The organism is Chryseobacterium scophthalmum (assembly GCF_900143185.1).
Taxonomy (GTDB): domain Bacteria; phylum Bacteroidota; class Bacteroidia; order Flavobacteriales; family Weeksellaceae; genus Chryseobacterium; species Chryseobacterium scophthalmum.
The window spans coordinates 244,907-261,072 of sequence record NZ_FSRQ01000002.1 but is presented as its reverse complement, the minus strand read 5'-3'; the positions used below and the strand labels follow the sequence as shown (position 1 = coordinate 261,072).

The 16,166-nt window shown below is 34.5% G+C and carries 14 protein-coding genes; 11 read left to right on the top strand and 3 right to left on the bottom strand.

Features of this window, described 5'->3' with window-relative positions; translation table 11 throughout:
• Positions 1-29 precede the first annotated feature (29 nt).
• The 11 genes from mraY (at position 30) to BUR17_RS11285 (ending at position 14,301) form a co-directional block, all read left to right on the top strand.
• Positions 30-1,271 (top strand): phospho-N-acetylmuramoyl-pentapeptide-transferase, encoded by a 1,242-nt coding sequence (mraY, locus tag BUR17_RS11335; RefSeq protein ID WP_074230491.1) that lies wholly within the window; start codon positions 30-32, stop codon positions 1,269-1,271.
• Between the two features lie 84 nt (positions 1,272-1,355).
• A complete protein-coding gene (murD, locus tag BUR17_RS11330) occupies positions 1,356-2,681 on the top strand; it encodes a UDP-N-acetylmuramoyl-L-alanine--D-glutamate ligase (protein ID WP_074230490.1) in 1,326 nt (441 codons plus the stop codon).
• 67 nt (positions 2,682-2,748) lie between these two features.
• Positions 2,749-4,005 (top strand): FtsW/RodA/SpoVE family cell cycle protein, encoded by a 1,257-nt coding sequence (locus BUR17_RS11325; protein ID WP_228418698.1) that lies wholly within the window; start codon positions 2,749-2,751, stop codon positions 4,003-4,005.
• Between the two features lie 75 nt (positions 4,006-4,080).
• Positions 4,081-5,181 (top strand): undecaprenyldiphospho-muramoylpentapeptide beta-N-acetylglucosaminyltransferase, encoded by a 1,101-nt coding sequence (gene murG / locus BUR17_RS11320; RefSeq protein WP_074230488.1) that lies wholly within the window; start codon positions 4,081-4,083, stop codon positions 5,179-5,181.
• Positions 5,182-5,255: 74 nt separating this feature from the next.
• Positions 5,256-6,614, top strand: coding sequence for a UDP-N-acetylmuramate--L-alanine ligase (murC, locus tag BUR17_RS11315; RefSeq protein WP_074230487.1), 1,359 nt, complete (start codon positions 5,256-5,258; stop codon positions 6,612-6,614).
• Between the two features lie 67 nt (positions 6,615-6,681).
• Positions 6,682-7,608, top strand: a complete 927-nt coding sequence (locus BUR17_RS11310; protein WP_074230486.1) for a cell division protein FtsQ/DivIB — start codon at positions 6,682-6,684, stop codon at positions 7,606-7,608.
• Positions 7,609-7,698: 90 nt separating this feature from the next.
• Positions 7,699-9,078 carry a cell division protein FtsA gene (gene ftsA / locus BUR17_RS11305; RefSeq protein WP_074230485.1) on the top strand — a complete coding sequence of 460 codons (1,380 nt, stop codon included), beginning with the start codon at positions 7,699-7,701 and terminating at the stop codon, positions 9,076-9,078.
• An 82-nt stretch (positions 9,079-9,160) separates the two neighbouring features.
• Positions 9,161-11,068, top strand: a complete 1,908-nt coding sequence (gene ftsZ / locus BUR17_RS11300; RefSeq protein ID WP_074230484.1) for a cell division protein FtsZ — start codon at positions 9,161-9,163, stop codon at positions 11,066-11,068.
• Positions 11,069-11,163: 95 nt separating this feature from the next.
• Positions 11,164-11,610, top strand: a complete 447-nt coding sequence (locus BUR17_RS11295) for a GatB/YqeY domain-containing protein (protein WP_074230483.1) — start codon at positions 11,164-11,166, stop codon at positions 11,608-11,610.
• Positions 11,611-12,269: 659 nt separating this feature from the next.
• On the top strand, positions 12,270-12,680 hold the full coding sequence (locus tag BUR17_RS11290) for a BrxA/BrxB family bacilliredoxin (RefSeq protein ID WP_074230482.1): 411 nt from the start codon (positions 12,270-12,272) through the stop codon (positions 12,678-12,680).
• Between the two features lie 103 nt (positions 12,681-12,783).
• Entirely contained in the window at positions 12,784-14,301 is a 1,518-nt protein-coding gene (locus BUR17_RS11285; protein WP_074230481.1) for a GH3 auxin-responsive promoter family protein, read from the top strand.
• 32 nt (positions 14,302-14,333) lie between these two features.
• Here BUR17_RS11285 and BUR17_RS11280 read toward each other — a convergent pair whose 3' ends face one another.
• The 3 genes from BUR17_RS11280 to BUR17_RS11270 all read right to left on the bottom strand — a co-directional run bounded on the left by BUR17_RS11280 (position 14,334) and on the right by BUR17_RS11270 (position 16,147).
• Positions 14,334-14,738 (bottom strand): hypothetical protein, encoded by a 405-nt coding sequence (locus tag BUR17_RS11280; RefSeq protein ID WP_074230480.1) that lies wholly within the window; start codon positions 14,736-14,738, stop codon positions 14,334-14,336.
• Positions 14,739-14,835: 97 nt separating this feature from the next.
• On the bottom strand, positions 14,836-15,156 hold the full coding sequence (locus tag BUR17_RS11275) for a hypothetical protein (protein WP_074230479.1): 321 nt from the start codon (positions 15,154-15,156) through the stop codon (positions 14,836-14,838).
• 4 nt (positions 15,157-15,160) lie between these two features.
• The gene (locus BUR17_RS11270) at positions 15,161-16,147 is read right to left on the bottom strand and encodes an endonuclease/exonuclease/phosphatase family protein (RefSeq protein WP_074230478.1); all 987 of its coding nucleotides are present in this window, start codon (positions 16,145-16,147) and stop codon (positions 15,161-15,163) included.
• Between the last annotated feature and the right edge of the window lie 19 nt (positions 16,148-16,166).

Genomic DNA, 16,166 nt, shown 5'->3' with positions numbered 1-16,166 from the left:
TTAAATAAATTAAATTTTAAATTAAAAAGATGTTATACTATCTATACGAATATTTAACGAGCCAAGGCATCCATATTCCTGGAATGGGAATGTTGAGGTACATTTCGTTTCGTGCAGGAATGGCTGTTTTACTTTCATTAACGATTGCCCTCGTTTATGGAAAAAGCATCATCAATTACCTGAGAGGAAAACAAATGGGCGAGTTAGTTCGTGATTTGGGATTAGACGGACAAAAACAAAAAGAAGGAACGCCTACAATGGGAGGTTTCATCATCATTATTGCTACTTTAATTCCGGTATTGCTGTTTACAAGAATTACCAATATTTACATCGTTCTTTTGATTGTAACGGTAATTTGGATGGGAGCGATTGGTTTTATAGATGATTATTTAAAGAAAATAAAGAAAAATAAAGACGGGTTAAGCGGAAAATTCAAAATTGTAGGTCAGGTCGGTTTAGGGCTAATTATCGGGGTTACAATGTATTTCCATCCGGATATTACGGTTAAAAGAAAATATGCAGATGCAAAAGTAGTCAACAGAAATAATGTTGAACAAAACTTTATGCCAACAGAAAAAATTACAGTTTCCACTGTTCCTTTTACCAAAAATAACGAGTTCGACTACAGCGGAATTTTATTTTGGATGAATGACAAAGATGCCCATGAATGGGCATGGATTGTTTTTATTCCTATCGTTATTTTTATTGTAACGGCTGTTTCAAATGGAGCAAATATTACCGACGGAATCGACGGACTCGCCGCAGGAACGAGTACCATTATTCTTTTGGCGCTTGCCTTTTTCGCCTACGTTTCCGGGAATATTATTTTTGCGGATTATCTCAACATTATGTTCCTCCCGAATATGGGTGAAACCACCATTTTTGCCGTCGCAATGGTAGGTGCAGTAATCGGATTTTTCTGGTATAATACTTATCCTGCGCAGGTTTTCATGGGAGATACCGGAAGTTTGATGTTGGGTGGTGTGATTGCTGTTTTGGCGGTTATTTTAAGAAAAGAACTGATGATTCCTGTGCTTTGCGGAATTTTCTTAATTGAAAATATCTCAGTAATGCTTCAGGTAGTTGTCTTTAAATACAGAAAAAGAAAATTCGGGTTGGAATATGCCCAAAATAATAGATTGTTTAAAATGTCTCCGCTGCATCATCATTATCAGAAAGACGGTTTTCACGAAAGTAAAATCGTTAACAGGATGATTATCATTGGGGTTATGTTGGCAATCGTGTGTCTCATTACATTGAAGATGAGATAGAAAATTAATTTAAAATTGAAAAGATTTAGGCATTTAAAAATTTTTTGAATCATTTAAATCTTTCAATCATTAAATAAAAAATATATGAAAATAGTTGTTTTAGGAGGTGGCGAAAGTGGATGTGGTGCTGCTTATTTGGCTAAGAAAAAAGGTTTGGAAGTATTTCTTTCAGACAAAGGTGCCATTAAGGATCATTACAAACAGTTTTTAACGGAAAATGATATTGAATTTGAGGAGGGAAACCATGATGAGGAAAGAATTCTCAATGCAGACTGGATTGTAAAAAGTCCAGGAATTCCTAAAAAGACAGAAATGATTATCAAAATTCAAGAGAAAGGAATCAGACTTTCTTCTGAAATTGAATTTGCATCTGAATTTACAGACGCAAAAATCATTGCCATCACAGGAAGCAACGGAAAAACAACGACAACGTCTTTAATCTATCACATCCTGAAAAATGAAGGATTGAATGTTGGTTTAGGCGGAAATATTGGCCACAGTTTTGCAAAACAAGTTGCCGATGAGAACCATGAATATTATGTTTTGGAGGTAAGCTCTTTCCAGTTGGATGATATTCAGAATTTCAGACCGTATATTTCTTTATTGTTGAATTTGTCGAAAGATCATTTAGATCAGTACAATTACAACTACGAAGAATATGCTTTGGCTAAATTCAGAATAACTGAAAATCAGGAAAATGACAATTTTTTCATCTACAATAAAGATGATGAAATGAGCAAAAATATTCTTGAAAAATTTGAAATTAAAGCGAAAATGATTCCTTTTTCAACCAAAGAAAAATTGAATGAAGGAGGTTTTGTAAATGAAGATAAAATTGTGGTGAAACTAAAAGACGAATTCTCGATGAAAATTGAAGAATTGTCTTTATTGGGAAATCACAATGTTGCCAACAGTTTAGCGGCTTCAATTGCAGGTAAAATATTGGAAATCAATAATGAAAGCATTAGAAATTCATTGATGACTTTCCAGGCGGTTGAGCACAGATTGGAACTTGTTACGGAAATTGAAGGGGTAAAATACATCAACGACAGCAAAGCAACCAATGTAAACGCAACTTATTATGCTTTAGAAAGCATGAAAAACCCTACAGTTTGGATTGTTGGAGGTTTAGATAAAGGAAACGACTATACTGAAATTGAAGATTTAGTTAAAAGAAAAGTAAAAGCAATTGTTTGTTTAGGAATTGATAATCAGAAAATTATCGACTTTTTCAAAAACAAAAAAGAATTGATTTACAGCACTTCAAGCATGGAAGAAGCGGTGAAAACTTCAAAAGCTTTAGCAAAAAAGGGTGATACGGTTTTACTTTCACCTTGTTGTGCAAGTTTTGATCTTTTCAAAAGCTACGAAGACAGAGGTCATCAGTTTAAAAAGCAAGTATTAAAATAATTGTAAAATGTAAAAAGTATTAATGTATAAAGATATTTAGCATCATGAATACATTTTACATAAATACATGAATACGAAACGTATGAACGAACAGAATATAGAAGAAAGCAGATTCGAATTTCTAAAGGGTGATAAAGTACTTTGGATGGTCATTCTTGTGATCTCCATTTTCTCTATTTTCCCGGTTTATTCTGCGAGTTCAAACTTAGAATATATTGTAAATAACGGTACTACAACGGGTCACGTTATGAAGCACATGTTCTTTGTGGTTTTAGGTTTGGCAATCATGCGATTGGTGGGAACCGTGAAATATGAATACATGGGAAAACTCAGCAGTATTATGTTGGGTTTAATGATTATTCTATTGATTGTCACGATGTTTACCGGACAAACCATTGACGGAGCGAGTGCTTCAAGATGGTTGAAAATTCCGGGAACACCCATTTCATTTCAGCCTTCGTCTTTTGCTTTTTTAATGTTGATTATTTATCTGTGTAGATATTTAACGAAGAAAATAACAAGAGAAAGGCTTCCGATTGAGAACATTATGTACATTTTCGGGCCGATTTTATTGGTTTTTGTATTGGTGGCGAAAGATAACGGTTCTACAGCTTTGATGATTTTAATGGTTTCGGTTATTGTTTTGATTATCGGACAGTTAGATTGGAAGTACATTGCAGGTTTTATCTCGGCATCATTTGTTGCGATTGCATTGTTTCTATTAATTGCATTAAATACAAATATGATTGGCGGAAACCGTGTACATACATGGATGAGCCGTATCGAAACCTTTACGTCGAGCAAAGCAAAATCTGCCGATGTTGATGATGAAAGTGTAAAAGCTAAAAATTATCAGGTAATGCAGGCAAAAGCCGCCATCGTTCACGGTGGAATTACCGGAATGGGACCAGGGAAATCTGCTTTAAAACAAATGCTTCCGCAATCTGCATCCGATTTTATTTTTGCAGTTATTGTAGAAGAATATGGTTTAATCGGAGCCGGATTTCTGATCAGTATGTATCTGATTATGATTGTAAGGATTGTGATGATTGCAAGTAAAATGCCCGCATTTTTCGGCTCGTTGCTCGTTCTCAGTCTCGGTGTGATGATCTTCATACAATTGGCAGTAAATATTGCCGTTGCTGTGAATCTGATTCCAGTTACAGGACAGCCACTGCCGCTGATAAGTTATGGGGGAACATCCATGTTGGTAACGTACATCCAGCTTGGAATTATTTTAAATATAAGTTCAAGAATACAGATCTACGATGAAGAAGGAATGGGCAAAAAACAAAGCATTGTCGAAATAAACGACATTGCATAAATATAAGTGATGAATGATAATTTATAATTGATTTTCATATCGCTTATCAATCATCATTTATCAATAATAAAAGGTATGAACAAAAAACTAAAAGTATTGTTATCCGGAGGCGGAACAGGAGGACACATCTTCCCGGCAATCGCTATTGCAGACGAAATCAAGAAAAGATTTCCTGATGCAGAGTTTTTGTTCATTGGAGCCAACGGAAAAATGGAAATGGAAAAAGTTCCGCAAGCTGGCTACAAAATAGAGGGAATTGACATTGCAGGAATCGATAGAGGAAATATGTTATCAAATCTAGGTTTGCCTTTCAAGATTTTGAAAAGTTTATCTAAATCTAAAAGAATAATTAAAAATTTTGCTCCCGATTTTGCTGTGGGAACGGGTGGTTTTGCAAGCGGACCGGCTTTGTATGAAGCCAGTAAAATGGGAATTCCGATTTTTATTCAGGAGCAGAATGCACATGCAGGAGTGACGAATAAAATTTTAAGTAAAAAAGCGAAAGCCGTGTTTACAGCCTACCCAAAAGTAGAAGGTTTTCCGGCTGAAAAAATAAAGTTTTTAGGAAATCCGATTCGTGAGAACATCGTTTCAGGAATGCAGGAATCTTCTTCGGCTAAAGAAAAATTAGGTTTAGATAAAAATAAACTGACCATTTTATCAGTTGGCGGATCTTTAGGCTCAAGAACATTAAACAACGGTTGGAAAGAAAATCTTGATCAACTTAAAGAAAAAGGATATCAATTAATCTGGCAAACCGGAAAATTGGACTATAGTGAATTGAGCAACGAATCTCGAATCTCGAATCTCGAATCTCAAATCCAAATAAAGGAATTCATCAAAGACATGGAAACTGCTTATTCGGCGGCAGATGTCATTGTTTCAAGAGCTGGAGCGATCGCCATTTCAGAATTGGCGGTAGCACAGAAACCTGTTTTATTGATTCCTTTTCCATTTGCGGCGGAAGATCATCAAACCAAAAATGCGATGAATCTGGTTGAAAAAAATGCAGCTAAAATGGTAAAAGATTCTGAAATGCAGGAGAAATTCTGGAATACATTATCAGAGATCTGTGAAAACGAAAATGTAAGAAAAGAAATGTCTGAAAATCTGAAATATTTTGCCAAACCCAATGCGGCAAAGGAGATTGTAGATGAGATATTTAATAAACTGTAAAAAGTACCAATGTAAAATGTATTAATGAAATCATAAATACCCTTTACATGAATACAATAATACAAGAAAAAAGAATGAACAATTTAGAAACATATCAAAATTTTTACTTCGTTGGAATCGGAGGTATCGGAATGAGTGCTTTGGCACGGTACTTCCATGCTTCGGGTAAAAATGTTTTGGGCTATGATAAAACCAACACGAAATTGACGACGGCTTTAATGAACGAGGGAATTGATATTGTTTTTGAAGATGTCATTGATGAAAAAATTACTTCGCTTCAGAAAGAAAATACATTGGTAATTTATACTCCGGCAATTAAAAAGCTGGATATTTTAGATTATTTTAATGAAAATCAGTTTGAAGTTTTAAAACGTGCTAAAGTTTTAGGTTTAATTACTGAAAATACAGATTGCATCGCTGTTGCAGGAACGCATGGTAAAACAACGACGTCTACTTTGGTTTCGCATTTGTGTAAAGAAGCAGATTTGCCTTTCTCATGTTTCTTAGGTGGAATTTCTGAGAATTTTAAATCAAATTTCCTATATAACGGTTCGAAATATTCTGTAGTTGAAGCCGATGAATACGACAGAAGTTTCCTCAACCTTTCTCCGGATTGGGCAGTGATTACTTCTACAGATGCCGATCATTTGGATATTTATGGAGATAAAAATACAATTGAAGAAGGTTTTAAACAATTTGCAGCTTTAGTTCCGGAAGATAAACAACTTTTTGTAAGAAAAGGAATTGAAATCGGTAGAGCACATAAAACGTATGCAGTAAACGAAGAAGCAGATTATTATTCAGACAATCTTCGTATGGATCATGATAAAATCTATTTTGATTTTCATACGCCGACAGAAACCATAAAAGATTTTGTGTGGGATATTCCGGGAATTCACAATGTAGAAAACGCAACGGTTGCATTGGCTATTCTTCATAATCTGGGAGTCGATTTTGAAATTTTAAAGAAAGCAATTGCCAATTTTAAAGGAATTAAAAGAAGATATACAAAACATATTTATCCGAGTGGTAAAATTTATATTGACGATTATGCGCACCATCCAACGGAAATTAATGCTGTGGTTGGCTCAATTAAAACCTTTTATCCGGATAAAAAATTATTGGTGGTTTTTCAGCCGCATTTATTCAGCAGAACACGAGATTTTGCTGATGGATTTGCGGAAAGTTTAAATAATTCTAATGAATTGATTCTGCTTGATATTTATCCTGCAAGAGAGCTTCAGGAAAATTTTGAAGGAATTACCTCAGATTGGTTATTAGAAAAAGTGACTTTAAATAAAAAAGAAGTGTCGAATTTATCAGATGCTTTCAACAAAATAAAAGAAAAAGAGTTTGATATTCTACTTACAGTCGGTGCAGGAAATATAGACACACTGTATGATCCAATTTGCGAATGGATGAATAAAATGTAAAAAGTAATAATGTACTAACGTATTAATGAATGCTCATGAATACATTAATACATGAATACAAAAAAGTATGAAAAACAAATACAGAATTTTAAAAATTGCCATCACAGTGATCATTCTTGGGTTCCTGCTGAGTTTCTCGTTGAAGAAATTTGGGGGTCAGAAGATTACGGACAATAAAATTTCTGTAAAAATGAATGAAAAAACTCCGGTTTATTTCATTGATGAAAAAGATATTCGTGAGATTGTTAATAAAGAAAATCCGTCAAGAAAAGTTGGAGATTTAAATATTCCTGAGCTTGAAAAGAAAATTAATGCGCTTCCTGCGGTTGACAGCGCGAATGTATATTTAAATTTAAATGGAAAACTGAATTTAGACATCAAACAAAGAGTTCCGGTTTTCAGGCTGAATTATAAAGGAAAGGATTTTTATGTGGACGAAAAAGGAATAGAATTTCCGATCTCTAAAACCTATTCTCATCCTTGTATGTTGGTGACAGGTGATGTGAAAAAAGATGAATATGAAAAGCTTGCCGAATTAGTTGATAAAATTGACAAAGATGATTTCAGTAAAAAATATTTCATCGGGATCTCAAAATATAAAGACAGCTATAATCTTCTGACTAGTGAGGGAATTTATAGAGTGGAAATAGGAGATTTAGACAATATTGAATTAAAAGTAAAAGGTTTTAAGACTTTTGTAGAAAAATATCTGGTGTTTCAGGATCCGCAAAAGTATAAGATGATTTCGGTAAAGTATCAAAATCAGATTGTAACAACACTGAATCCTTATTTTAAAGAAAATGACAGTATTTTAAAAGCAAGTCATAAAGATTTGGTAAAAGCTCCGGTTGCGATAGTAAAAAAAGCGAGCTCCACTTCTTTAAAACCGAAAGAAAATACGAAGCCGAAAGCGGTCGTCAAACCAAAGGAGAAAAAGAAAACTCCAGAAAAGAAAACGGCGGCAAAACCCAAAGCAAAAATTAAAATAGAATAAAAAAAGAGTCCCAAAGGGACGACTTAATAAAGGATAGGATGTAATCCTATTTAATAAAAAAAGTAATTAAATCAAATCGAGATATATACAATGGAAAATCAAGAGTATTCAGTAGGTCTTGACATCGGGACAACCAAGATTGTCGCCATTGTCGGAAGGAGGAATGCACACGGGAAAATAGAAATTCTCGGTGTAGGGAAGGCAAAAAGTCTGGGAGTTCATAAAGGAATTGTGAATAATATTTCACAAACCATTAACTCCATTAAGGCAGCTGTGTCAGAAGCACAGTCAAGCGCAGGAGTTCCTATTCATAAGGTAACTGTAGGTATTGCAGGAAAACACATTCGTTCACTGCAGCATTCAGATTACATTATGCGTGAGCATCCAGATAGATTCATTACAGACGATGATATTGAAGCGTTAAAAGATCAGGTAAAAAAACTGGTGATGTTACCAGGAGAAGAAATTATCCACGTACTTCCGCAGGAATATAAGGTTGATTCTGAAGGAGAAATTCAGGAGCCTGTCGGAATGCACGGAAAACGTCTGGAAGCGAATTTTCACGTTGTTGTAGGACAAATGGGAAGCATCAGAAACATCGCAAGATGCGTAAGAGAAGCAGGTTTGGAAATGGAGGCACTTACTTTAGAGCCTTTAGCATCTTCTGAAGCTGTTCTTACCAAAGAAGAAAAAGAAGCAGGAGTAGCAATTGTAGACATCGGTGGTGGTACTACAGATATTGCTATTTTTAAAGATAATATCATCCGTCATACTTGCGTCATTCCTTACGGAGGCGGAATTATCACGGAAGACATCAAAGAAGGTTGTTCAATTATTGAAAAGCACGCCGAGCAATTAAAGGTTAAGTTCGGTTCTGCTGTTCCTGAATTGGAAAAAGACAGCACATTTGTAACCATTCCGGGGCTTCACGGAAGACCGGATAAAGAGATTTCTCTTAAAACTTTAGCGCAGATTATCAATGCGAGAGTGGAGGAAATCTTGGAAATGGTTAACACAGAATTGAAAGCTTACGGAGCTTTCGAACAAAAGAAAAAACTGATTGCAGGAATTGTATTGACGGGTGGTGGTTCAAACTTGAAACATCTTCGTCAGTTGGCAAATTATACAACAGGTTTCGACAGCAGAATTGGTTTTGCAAATGAATACATTGCAAACGATAAAAACCAGTATCTTAAAGGACCGGAATTTGCAACATCTATTGGTTTGCTGATGGAAAGTTTAAAAATCAGAGACAAAAAAACGGTTGTTGTAGAAGAAGAGGTTGAAATTGAGGTTGATGCTAAAGTTGAGCAAAAAGAAGTGCAAACTGATATTAATGCTGAAACTCAGGTAGCTCCGCAAATAGAAGAAGAATTTAAAGCTCCGGTACAAACATCTAGATCTTCGAAACCAACCTTCGGACAGTCGCTGATGGAGAAAGTGAAAAAATTCTTTGAAGAAGTAGAATAAAAATATAAATGATGAATGATAAGCGATGAACGATTTTCTCATCAACTATCATAGTCGATTATCAATTTAGAAAAAATTAAATATGGAAAATATAGGCACACAAGGATTTTCATTTGATCTGCCAAAAGGGAATTCTTCGATCATCAAAGTTATTGGTGTTGGAGGCGGTGGAAACAACGCTCTAAAACACATGTACGAAAAAGGTATTCACGGGGTAGATTTCGTGATTTGTAATACTGATGCACAGACTTTAGATAACAATCCGGTTTCAAATAAAGTTCAGTTGGGAGTTACCATTACTGAAGGTCTTGGAGCGGGTGCAGATCCTGAAGTAGGGGAAAAAGCGGCTATCGAAAGTATCGAAGATATTAAAGCAGCAATGGGGCAAAACACCAAAATGGTTTTCATCACCGCAGGAATGGGTGGTGGTACCGGAACGGGTGCGGCTCCGGTTATTGCTAAAGTTGCCAAAGATATGGGAATTCTTACGGTAGGTATTGTTACCGTACCTTTCAGCTTTGAAGGAAAAAGAAGACTTGATCAGGCAGAATTAGGACTTGATAAATTAAGAAATAATGTTGATTCATTAATTGTAATCAATAATGATAAATTAAGACAGCAATTTGGTAACCTTGGTTTCAAACAAGGATTCTCAAAAGCCGATGAAGTTTTAACCAATGCTGCAAAAGGAATGGCAGAGGTTATTACCGGTTACTTTGATGTAAACATTGACTTTAGAGATGCTAAATCTGTGCTTCAGAATTCTGGTACGGCATTGATGTCTACAGGAATGGCTTCTGGCGAAAATAAAGCTGAAGAAGCAGTAAGAAAAGCATTGGATTCTCCATTATTGAACGACAACAAAATTACGGGCGCAAGAAACGTGTTATTGTTGATCAGAAGTGGTGTAGAAGAAGCTACAATGGACGAAATCGGTATCATCATGGATTATATCCAAAAAGAAGCAGGTCACACAGCAGATATTATTTTTGGTGTTGGAGCTGACGAAGAATTGGGTGATGCGGTAAGTGTATTGGTTATTGCTACTGGTTTTTCTAACGATAACCAAAAGTTTTCTGGGCCTACTGAGAAAATCAGAATCGGTTTAAATGATGCTTTAGACAACCCAAAAACTTCGCCTTTCAAAACAAGAGATGAGAGAGAGGTTGCTCCTGAACAGGGATACGACTTTGGAGGAAAAAATCTTTTCAGATTAGATGATGAAGATCAGGATGCGCCACAGTTTAAGATGACGTCTTCTGAAAAAAAAATGATTATTGAGGATGAAGAGGTAAAAACCGAAATAAAATTCTCTGATAGAGAGGAAGATACATTGGAAAGCCCGATTCAGAGCTGGAGAAGCGAAGAATCGAGCGATGATAATGATGTGAATTTGTTTTCTTTTGATGACGATCCGAATGATTTAGAAATTCAGTCTTTTTCTTTTGATTTTGACAATAAAAAAGAAGAGCCAAAGGAAAATTCATTCAACAATAGCTATTCAGACGAAAAAAAGGTTGAGTTTAACTTCACCGTTAACGAACCTGTTGTTGAGCCTAAATATGATTTTGGCCAGCCAAAAAATGAGTTTGAAACTTCAGTAATCGAGAAAAAAATAGAAGAAACTACTCAAAAAATAGAAACATTCTATCAAACTCCTGAACAGCCGAAAGTAGAAGAAAGATCAACTTTCCAAAACAGATCAGAAGTAGAGACTCAGAAACAAACAGAATCTGAATTTACTTTTGTTAATAAACCTGCAGAGCAGGAAAGAGTAGTTGAGAGAAGAAACAAACTGAAAGAATTCAATTCTCGTTACCAGAATTTCGATAATGTGAATGAATTTGAATCTGTACCTGCCTTCAAGAGAAAAAACATTTCCATTGACGGTTCTAATGCGTCAGATCAAAATATCAACACGTATTTGTCTGACAACAATGGGAACATGCAGATCAGAGAAAATAGATTTTTAAATAAAGACGTAGACTAAAATAATGTAACAATGTATCAATCTAATAATGTATCAATTTTGTGCATTAAGTTATTGGTACATTGATACACTTTTACATTGTTAAATTAATTATAATGAGTTTAGAACTTACCATAAGTGAAGCAATAAAAACAGCAATGAGAGCTAAAGACAGAGTAGCTTTAGATTCTCTTCGTGCTGTAAAATCTCAGATATTATTGCTAAAAACCGAAGCTTTAGGAGCTGAAGTTTCATCTGAGCAGGAAATTTCAATTTTGCAGAGAATGATCAAACAGCGTAAAGATTCTTACGAGCAGTTTACAGCTCAGGGAAGAAATGATTTGGCGGAAGTAGAAGAAGCTCAGATGAAAGTCATTGAGAAGTTTCTACCTGCACAATTATCTTCTGAAGAATTGGAAGCTGAAATTAAGCAGATTATTTCCGAAACCGGAGCTGAGTCTATTAAAGATTTAGGAAAGGTGATGGGAACGGCTTCAAAAAATTTAGCCGGAAAATCTGACGGAAAAAGTATCTCAGAAATGGCGAAGAAGTTACTTTCATAGCTATTGGTTCATAGTTGTTTGTTGATAGATTAAACTATCGACTATCAACCAAAACCCATCCACCATTTATTAAGGATATTCAACCTTTGCATATCGATTTGATTAACGAAGCCCGAAACTTTATGTTTCGGGCTTCGTTTTTAATATGAATGTTGATTTTATTTTTTAATAAAATGGTGGATGTAATTTCCTAAGCCATTTTCAATATTTAAAATGTATTTGTTTGTAGTTTTCTGAGTAGATAAGTAATTTTTAAGATTTATGTTTAATTTATTACTTTTAATAATGAAGCCCGAAATTAGTATTCGGACTTCACTTATTGTAAATCCTTTATCGATATTTTTTTTATAAATATTCTAAAAACCTAAGATAAAACAAAGATAAAGGTGAGGGAATTACATTGGCATTAGATTTACTCTAATATCCTGAAAGATTAATTAATAAGTTTTTTTTCATGGAAATCGTTTTTAGAATCATTTCAAATTTAGCAAATATAATTTAATATCAATGTATTTTATTTAAATATTAATTAAATTTATTATTATATCGTTATATATCAATAACTTTTAATTTTGTTTATTAAATACTTAGATAGTTTTTATAAATTGTAAATACATGCAGAATTGTGTAAATTTGTAAACACTTAAAAAAAATAAGAAATGTATCCAACAGATTTAGTAATGCCTATGAAGGCTGAGCTTACAGATAAAGGTTTCGCAGATTTGGCAACTCCTGCTCAGGTAGAAGATGCTTTAAAACAATCAGGAACTACTCTTTTAGTAATCAATTCTGTATGTGGTTGTGCAGCGGGAGCGGCAAGACCGGGCGTTGTTTACTCTTTAACAGGAGATAAAAAACCAGACCATCTGACTACAGTTTTTGCAGGTTTCGATAAAGAAGCGGTAGAAGCGGCTAGAAAACATTTGGCACCATTCCCTCCAAGCTCACCATGTGTGGCTCTTTTCAAAGACGGAGAATTGGTACACATGCTTGAAAGACATCATATTGAAGGAAATCCTGCAGGAGCTATTGCGGCAAACCTACAGGCTGCTTACGATGAGTACTGCTAATCTTTTAGTATTTAAAAATTAATATGAGAACCATTGCAAATTTGTGATGGTTTTTTTGTTTAAATAACTCGTTGAAAATCCAAATATTATTATATTTGTCAGAATGGCAACGAAAGCACTTTTCAATACGGTAGTCAATTGGTTTATCAAGCAGAGGATAGATCAGATTCAGCATTTTATGGATTATCCTATCGAGACACAGAAAGGAATCCTGTTTTCTCAGTTATTCCATGCAGAAGACACGGAATACGGCAAGAAATATGGGTTTAATTCTATTTCAAGTTATCAGGATTTTAAAAATAAAGTTCCGATTGTTACTTATGAAGAATTTGAACCTTATGTTGAGCGCGCAAGACAAGGTTATAAAGACGTAAGTTGGCCTGGTTATATCAAGCATTTTGCAAAATCTTCCGGAACAACCAATGCCAAAAGTAAATTCATTCCTATTTCGGCAGAAAGCCTTGAATATTGCCATATGAAAGCTGGAAAGGATATGGTTTCCATTTACGCCAATAACCATCCGGAAAATCAACTTTTCACCAATAAAAATTTACGTTTGGGCGGAAGCTCTGAATTGTATGCAGATTTCAACACAAAATTCGGTGATCTTTCCGCTATTTTAATTGATAATCTTCCTTTTTGGGTTGAAATTACAACAACGCCAAGCAAGAAAGTTTCATTGATGGGAGAGTGGGAAAGTAAACTGAAAGCCATTGTTTCTGAAGTTAAAAATGAAGACGTAGGAAGTATTCTCGGAGTTCCAAGTTGGATGATGGTTTTATTACAGAGAGTTTTAAAAGAAACGGATGTAAAAAATGTTTCTGAACTTTGGCCAAATCTGGAAGTGTTTTTTCACGGAGGAATTAGTTTTAAACCTTATAAAGAGCAATATAAACCGATTATCGGGAAAGACATCAATTACTATGAAATCTATAATGCTTCTGAAGGATTTTTCGGAATTCAGGACAGATCGAATAGTGACGAAATGCTTCTGATGCTCGATTACGGAATTTTCTATGAGTTTATTCCTATGGATGAGTTTCACCGTTCCAATCCGAAAGTGGTAAGTCTGGAAGGTGTAGAGGTCGGAAAAAACTATGCAATGGTAATTACAACCAATGGCGGACTTTGGAGGTACTTAATAGGAGATACTGTTATTTTCACTTCAACAAATCCTTTCAGAATAAAAATTACGGGTCGTACAAAACATTACATTAATGCTTTTGGGGAAGAACTGATGATTACCAATGTAGAATCGGCTTTAACCAAAGCTTGTCAGGAAACAAACTCTTCTGTAAAAGATTTTACCGGAGCTCCGATTTTTATGAAAGAAAATGAAAGCGGCGCCCATGAATGGATTTTTGAGTTTAGTGAGCATCCCGAAAATTTAGAATTATTCACGGATATTTTTGATAGACACCTGAAAAGCATCAATTCTGATTACGAAGCCAAAAGATACAATAATATTACACTGAAAAAGCCGGTAGTGCATATTGCAAGACCTAATCTTTTCTATTGCTGGCTTGAATCTAAGGGTAAATTAGGCGGACAAAACAAAGTTCCTAGACTGAGTAACGACAGAGAATATATTGATCCTTTATTGGAGCTAAATAAAGCATAAAAAAACCGCAGAAATTTCTGCGGTTTTATCTTTTATTTTTTAAGATCTTCTTTGAATTTTTTCGCACCATCCTCTACTTTCTGAGCTCCTTTTGCAGCTGCATCTTTTACATCTTTACTCACATCCTGAGCTCCAGACTTAATATCTTTCCCTACTTTATTGGCTTCGCTTTTAAGATCTTTTCCTGCAGCGTTGATATCCTCTTTTGCTTTCTGAGCAGTATTCTCTATTTTATCACCCGCATTATCTACGGTATTTTTAATATCGCTTTTTGCCTTATCTATTTTTGAGCTATCTACCAAGTCTGTACCGAGTTCTGTCGTCGTTGTCGTTGTTACAGATCCGTCAGGATTTTCAGTTTTTTCAGTTGTTGTTGACTTTGTGCATGCAACAAATAGTGTAGAAACGGCTACTGCTGCTAAAATGTGCTTTTTCATTGTGTATATTTTTAATGTTGATTTAAATGAATTGATGATGTGTTTTTAAACGAGAAAAGGAACAAAAAATTTTCTTTTGAGATAAAAATTAATTTAATTATTCTGCTGCGTTTTCAGAAGCTTTTAGTTTTTTCTCTGCTTCAGCTTTCTTTTTATTTTCTTTTTCAAGTTCTTCGGTAATTCTTTTTTCTTCTTGTTGCAATTTTAAGGCCTCTTTTAAAGAATCCTGATATTTTTGTGAAGACATTCTTATTTGTCTTGCAATATCAACCGATGTAGCGCCTGCCGAAAAAGAATCTATTGCTGTGGTATCGTATTTTACTTTTAATTCCTGAACGTTATTGACAACGGGTTCTCGTTGAGAACACGCAACCGTTGATAAAGATAAAATGACACTGGCAAAAATCACATTTTTCATGCGACTAATTTAATAGAAATTCAGCAATTACAGGATAATGATCTGATAATTTTACAGAATAATCTACTTTGTAACTTTTGGGAATAATGCTGCTGGATGCAAAAATATAATCTATTCTCAGAGGAAATTTATAATCATGAAAACTTGTAGAACTTCCATTTCCTGCTTTTACAAAGGCATCATCTAAGTTTTTGCCTAAATTATAGTATTCCCAGGAATTAGGAACGGAATTAAAATCTCCTGCAAGAATCACCGGATAAGGCGAATTGTCAACTGCTTTTCTGATTTTCTTAACCTGTTCTTCATGCGTTCTGAAGGTAGGAATCAGTCTTGAAAAAAGAGCTTCCATTTTATTGTTTTCTTTTTTCTCGGAGTTTTCATCTTCCATTCCAAGCATGTTTTTATTTAATCTGAAAGGTTCCAGATAGACGTTTACAACTCTTACGATTTTACCATTGATATCAATATCTGCAAAAAAAGAATTGCCTTTAGAAGCATCATTGATTAAATCTCCCTGTCTCAAAATTTTGTGTTTGGTTTTTAATATCACCGAAGGATATTTTATCAAATCGCTTCTGAGTGCTCTATTGGTGTCTTTTTCCTGAACCAGAATGATGTCGGCATTTTGATCTCGGATATATTTTTTTACATTATCCCAGCCCAAACTTCCATATTTCACGTTGTAGGTTAAAACTTTTATATCTGTTTTGGCAGAAGTAATATTGCTGTTTTGCGGAGAGAAATTTACCCATCGTCTTACAGGATTGTAAAAAATAAATGTTGAAAGAATAAAAATGAGAGCAATTTTTTTTCTTTTAATAATCCAAATAAGTGTAAATAAAAGATGGGCTAAAATTAAATAAGGAAAACCTAATGAAAGAAGATTGAGCTTACTGAAATAATTGGGAGCTATCCAAGCGTTTGCAAATGTGCTGATTAACAGTGTTAAAACAACTAAATGGATAAAAAGTAAAAAGGGAAACCGCTTCATGAATTCAAATGTTTGTTTA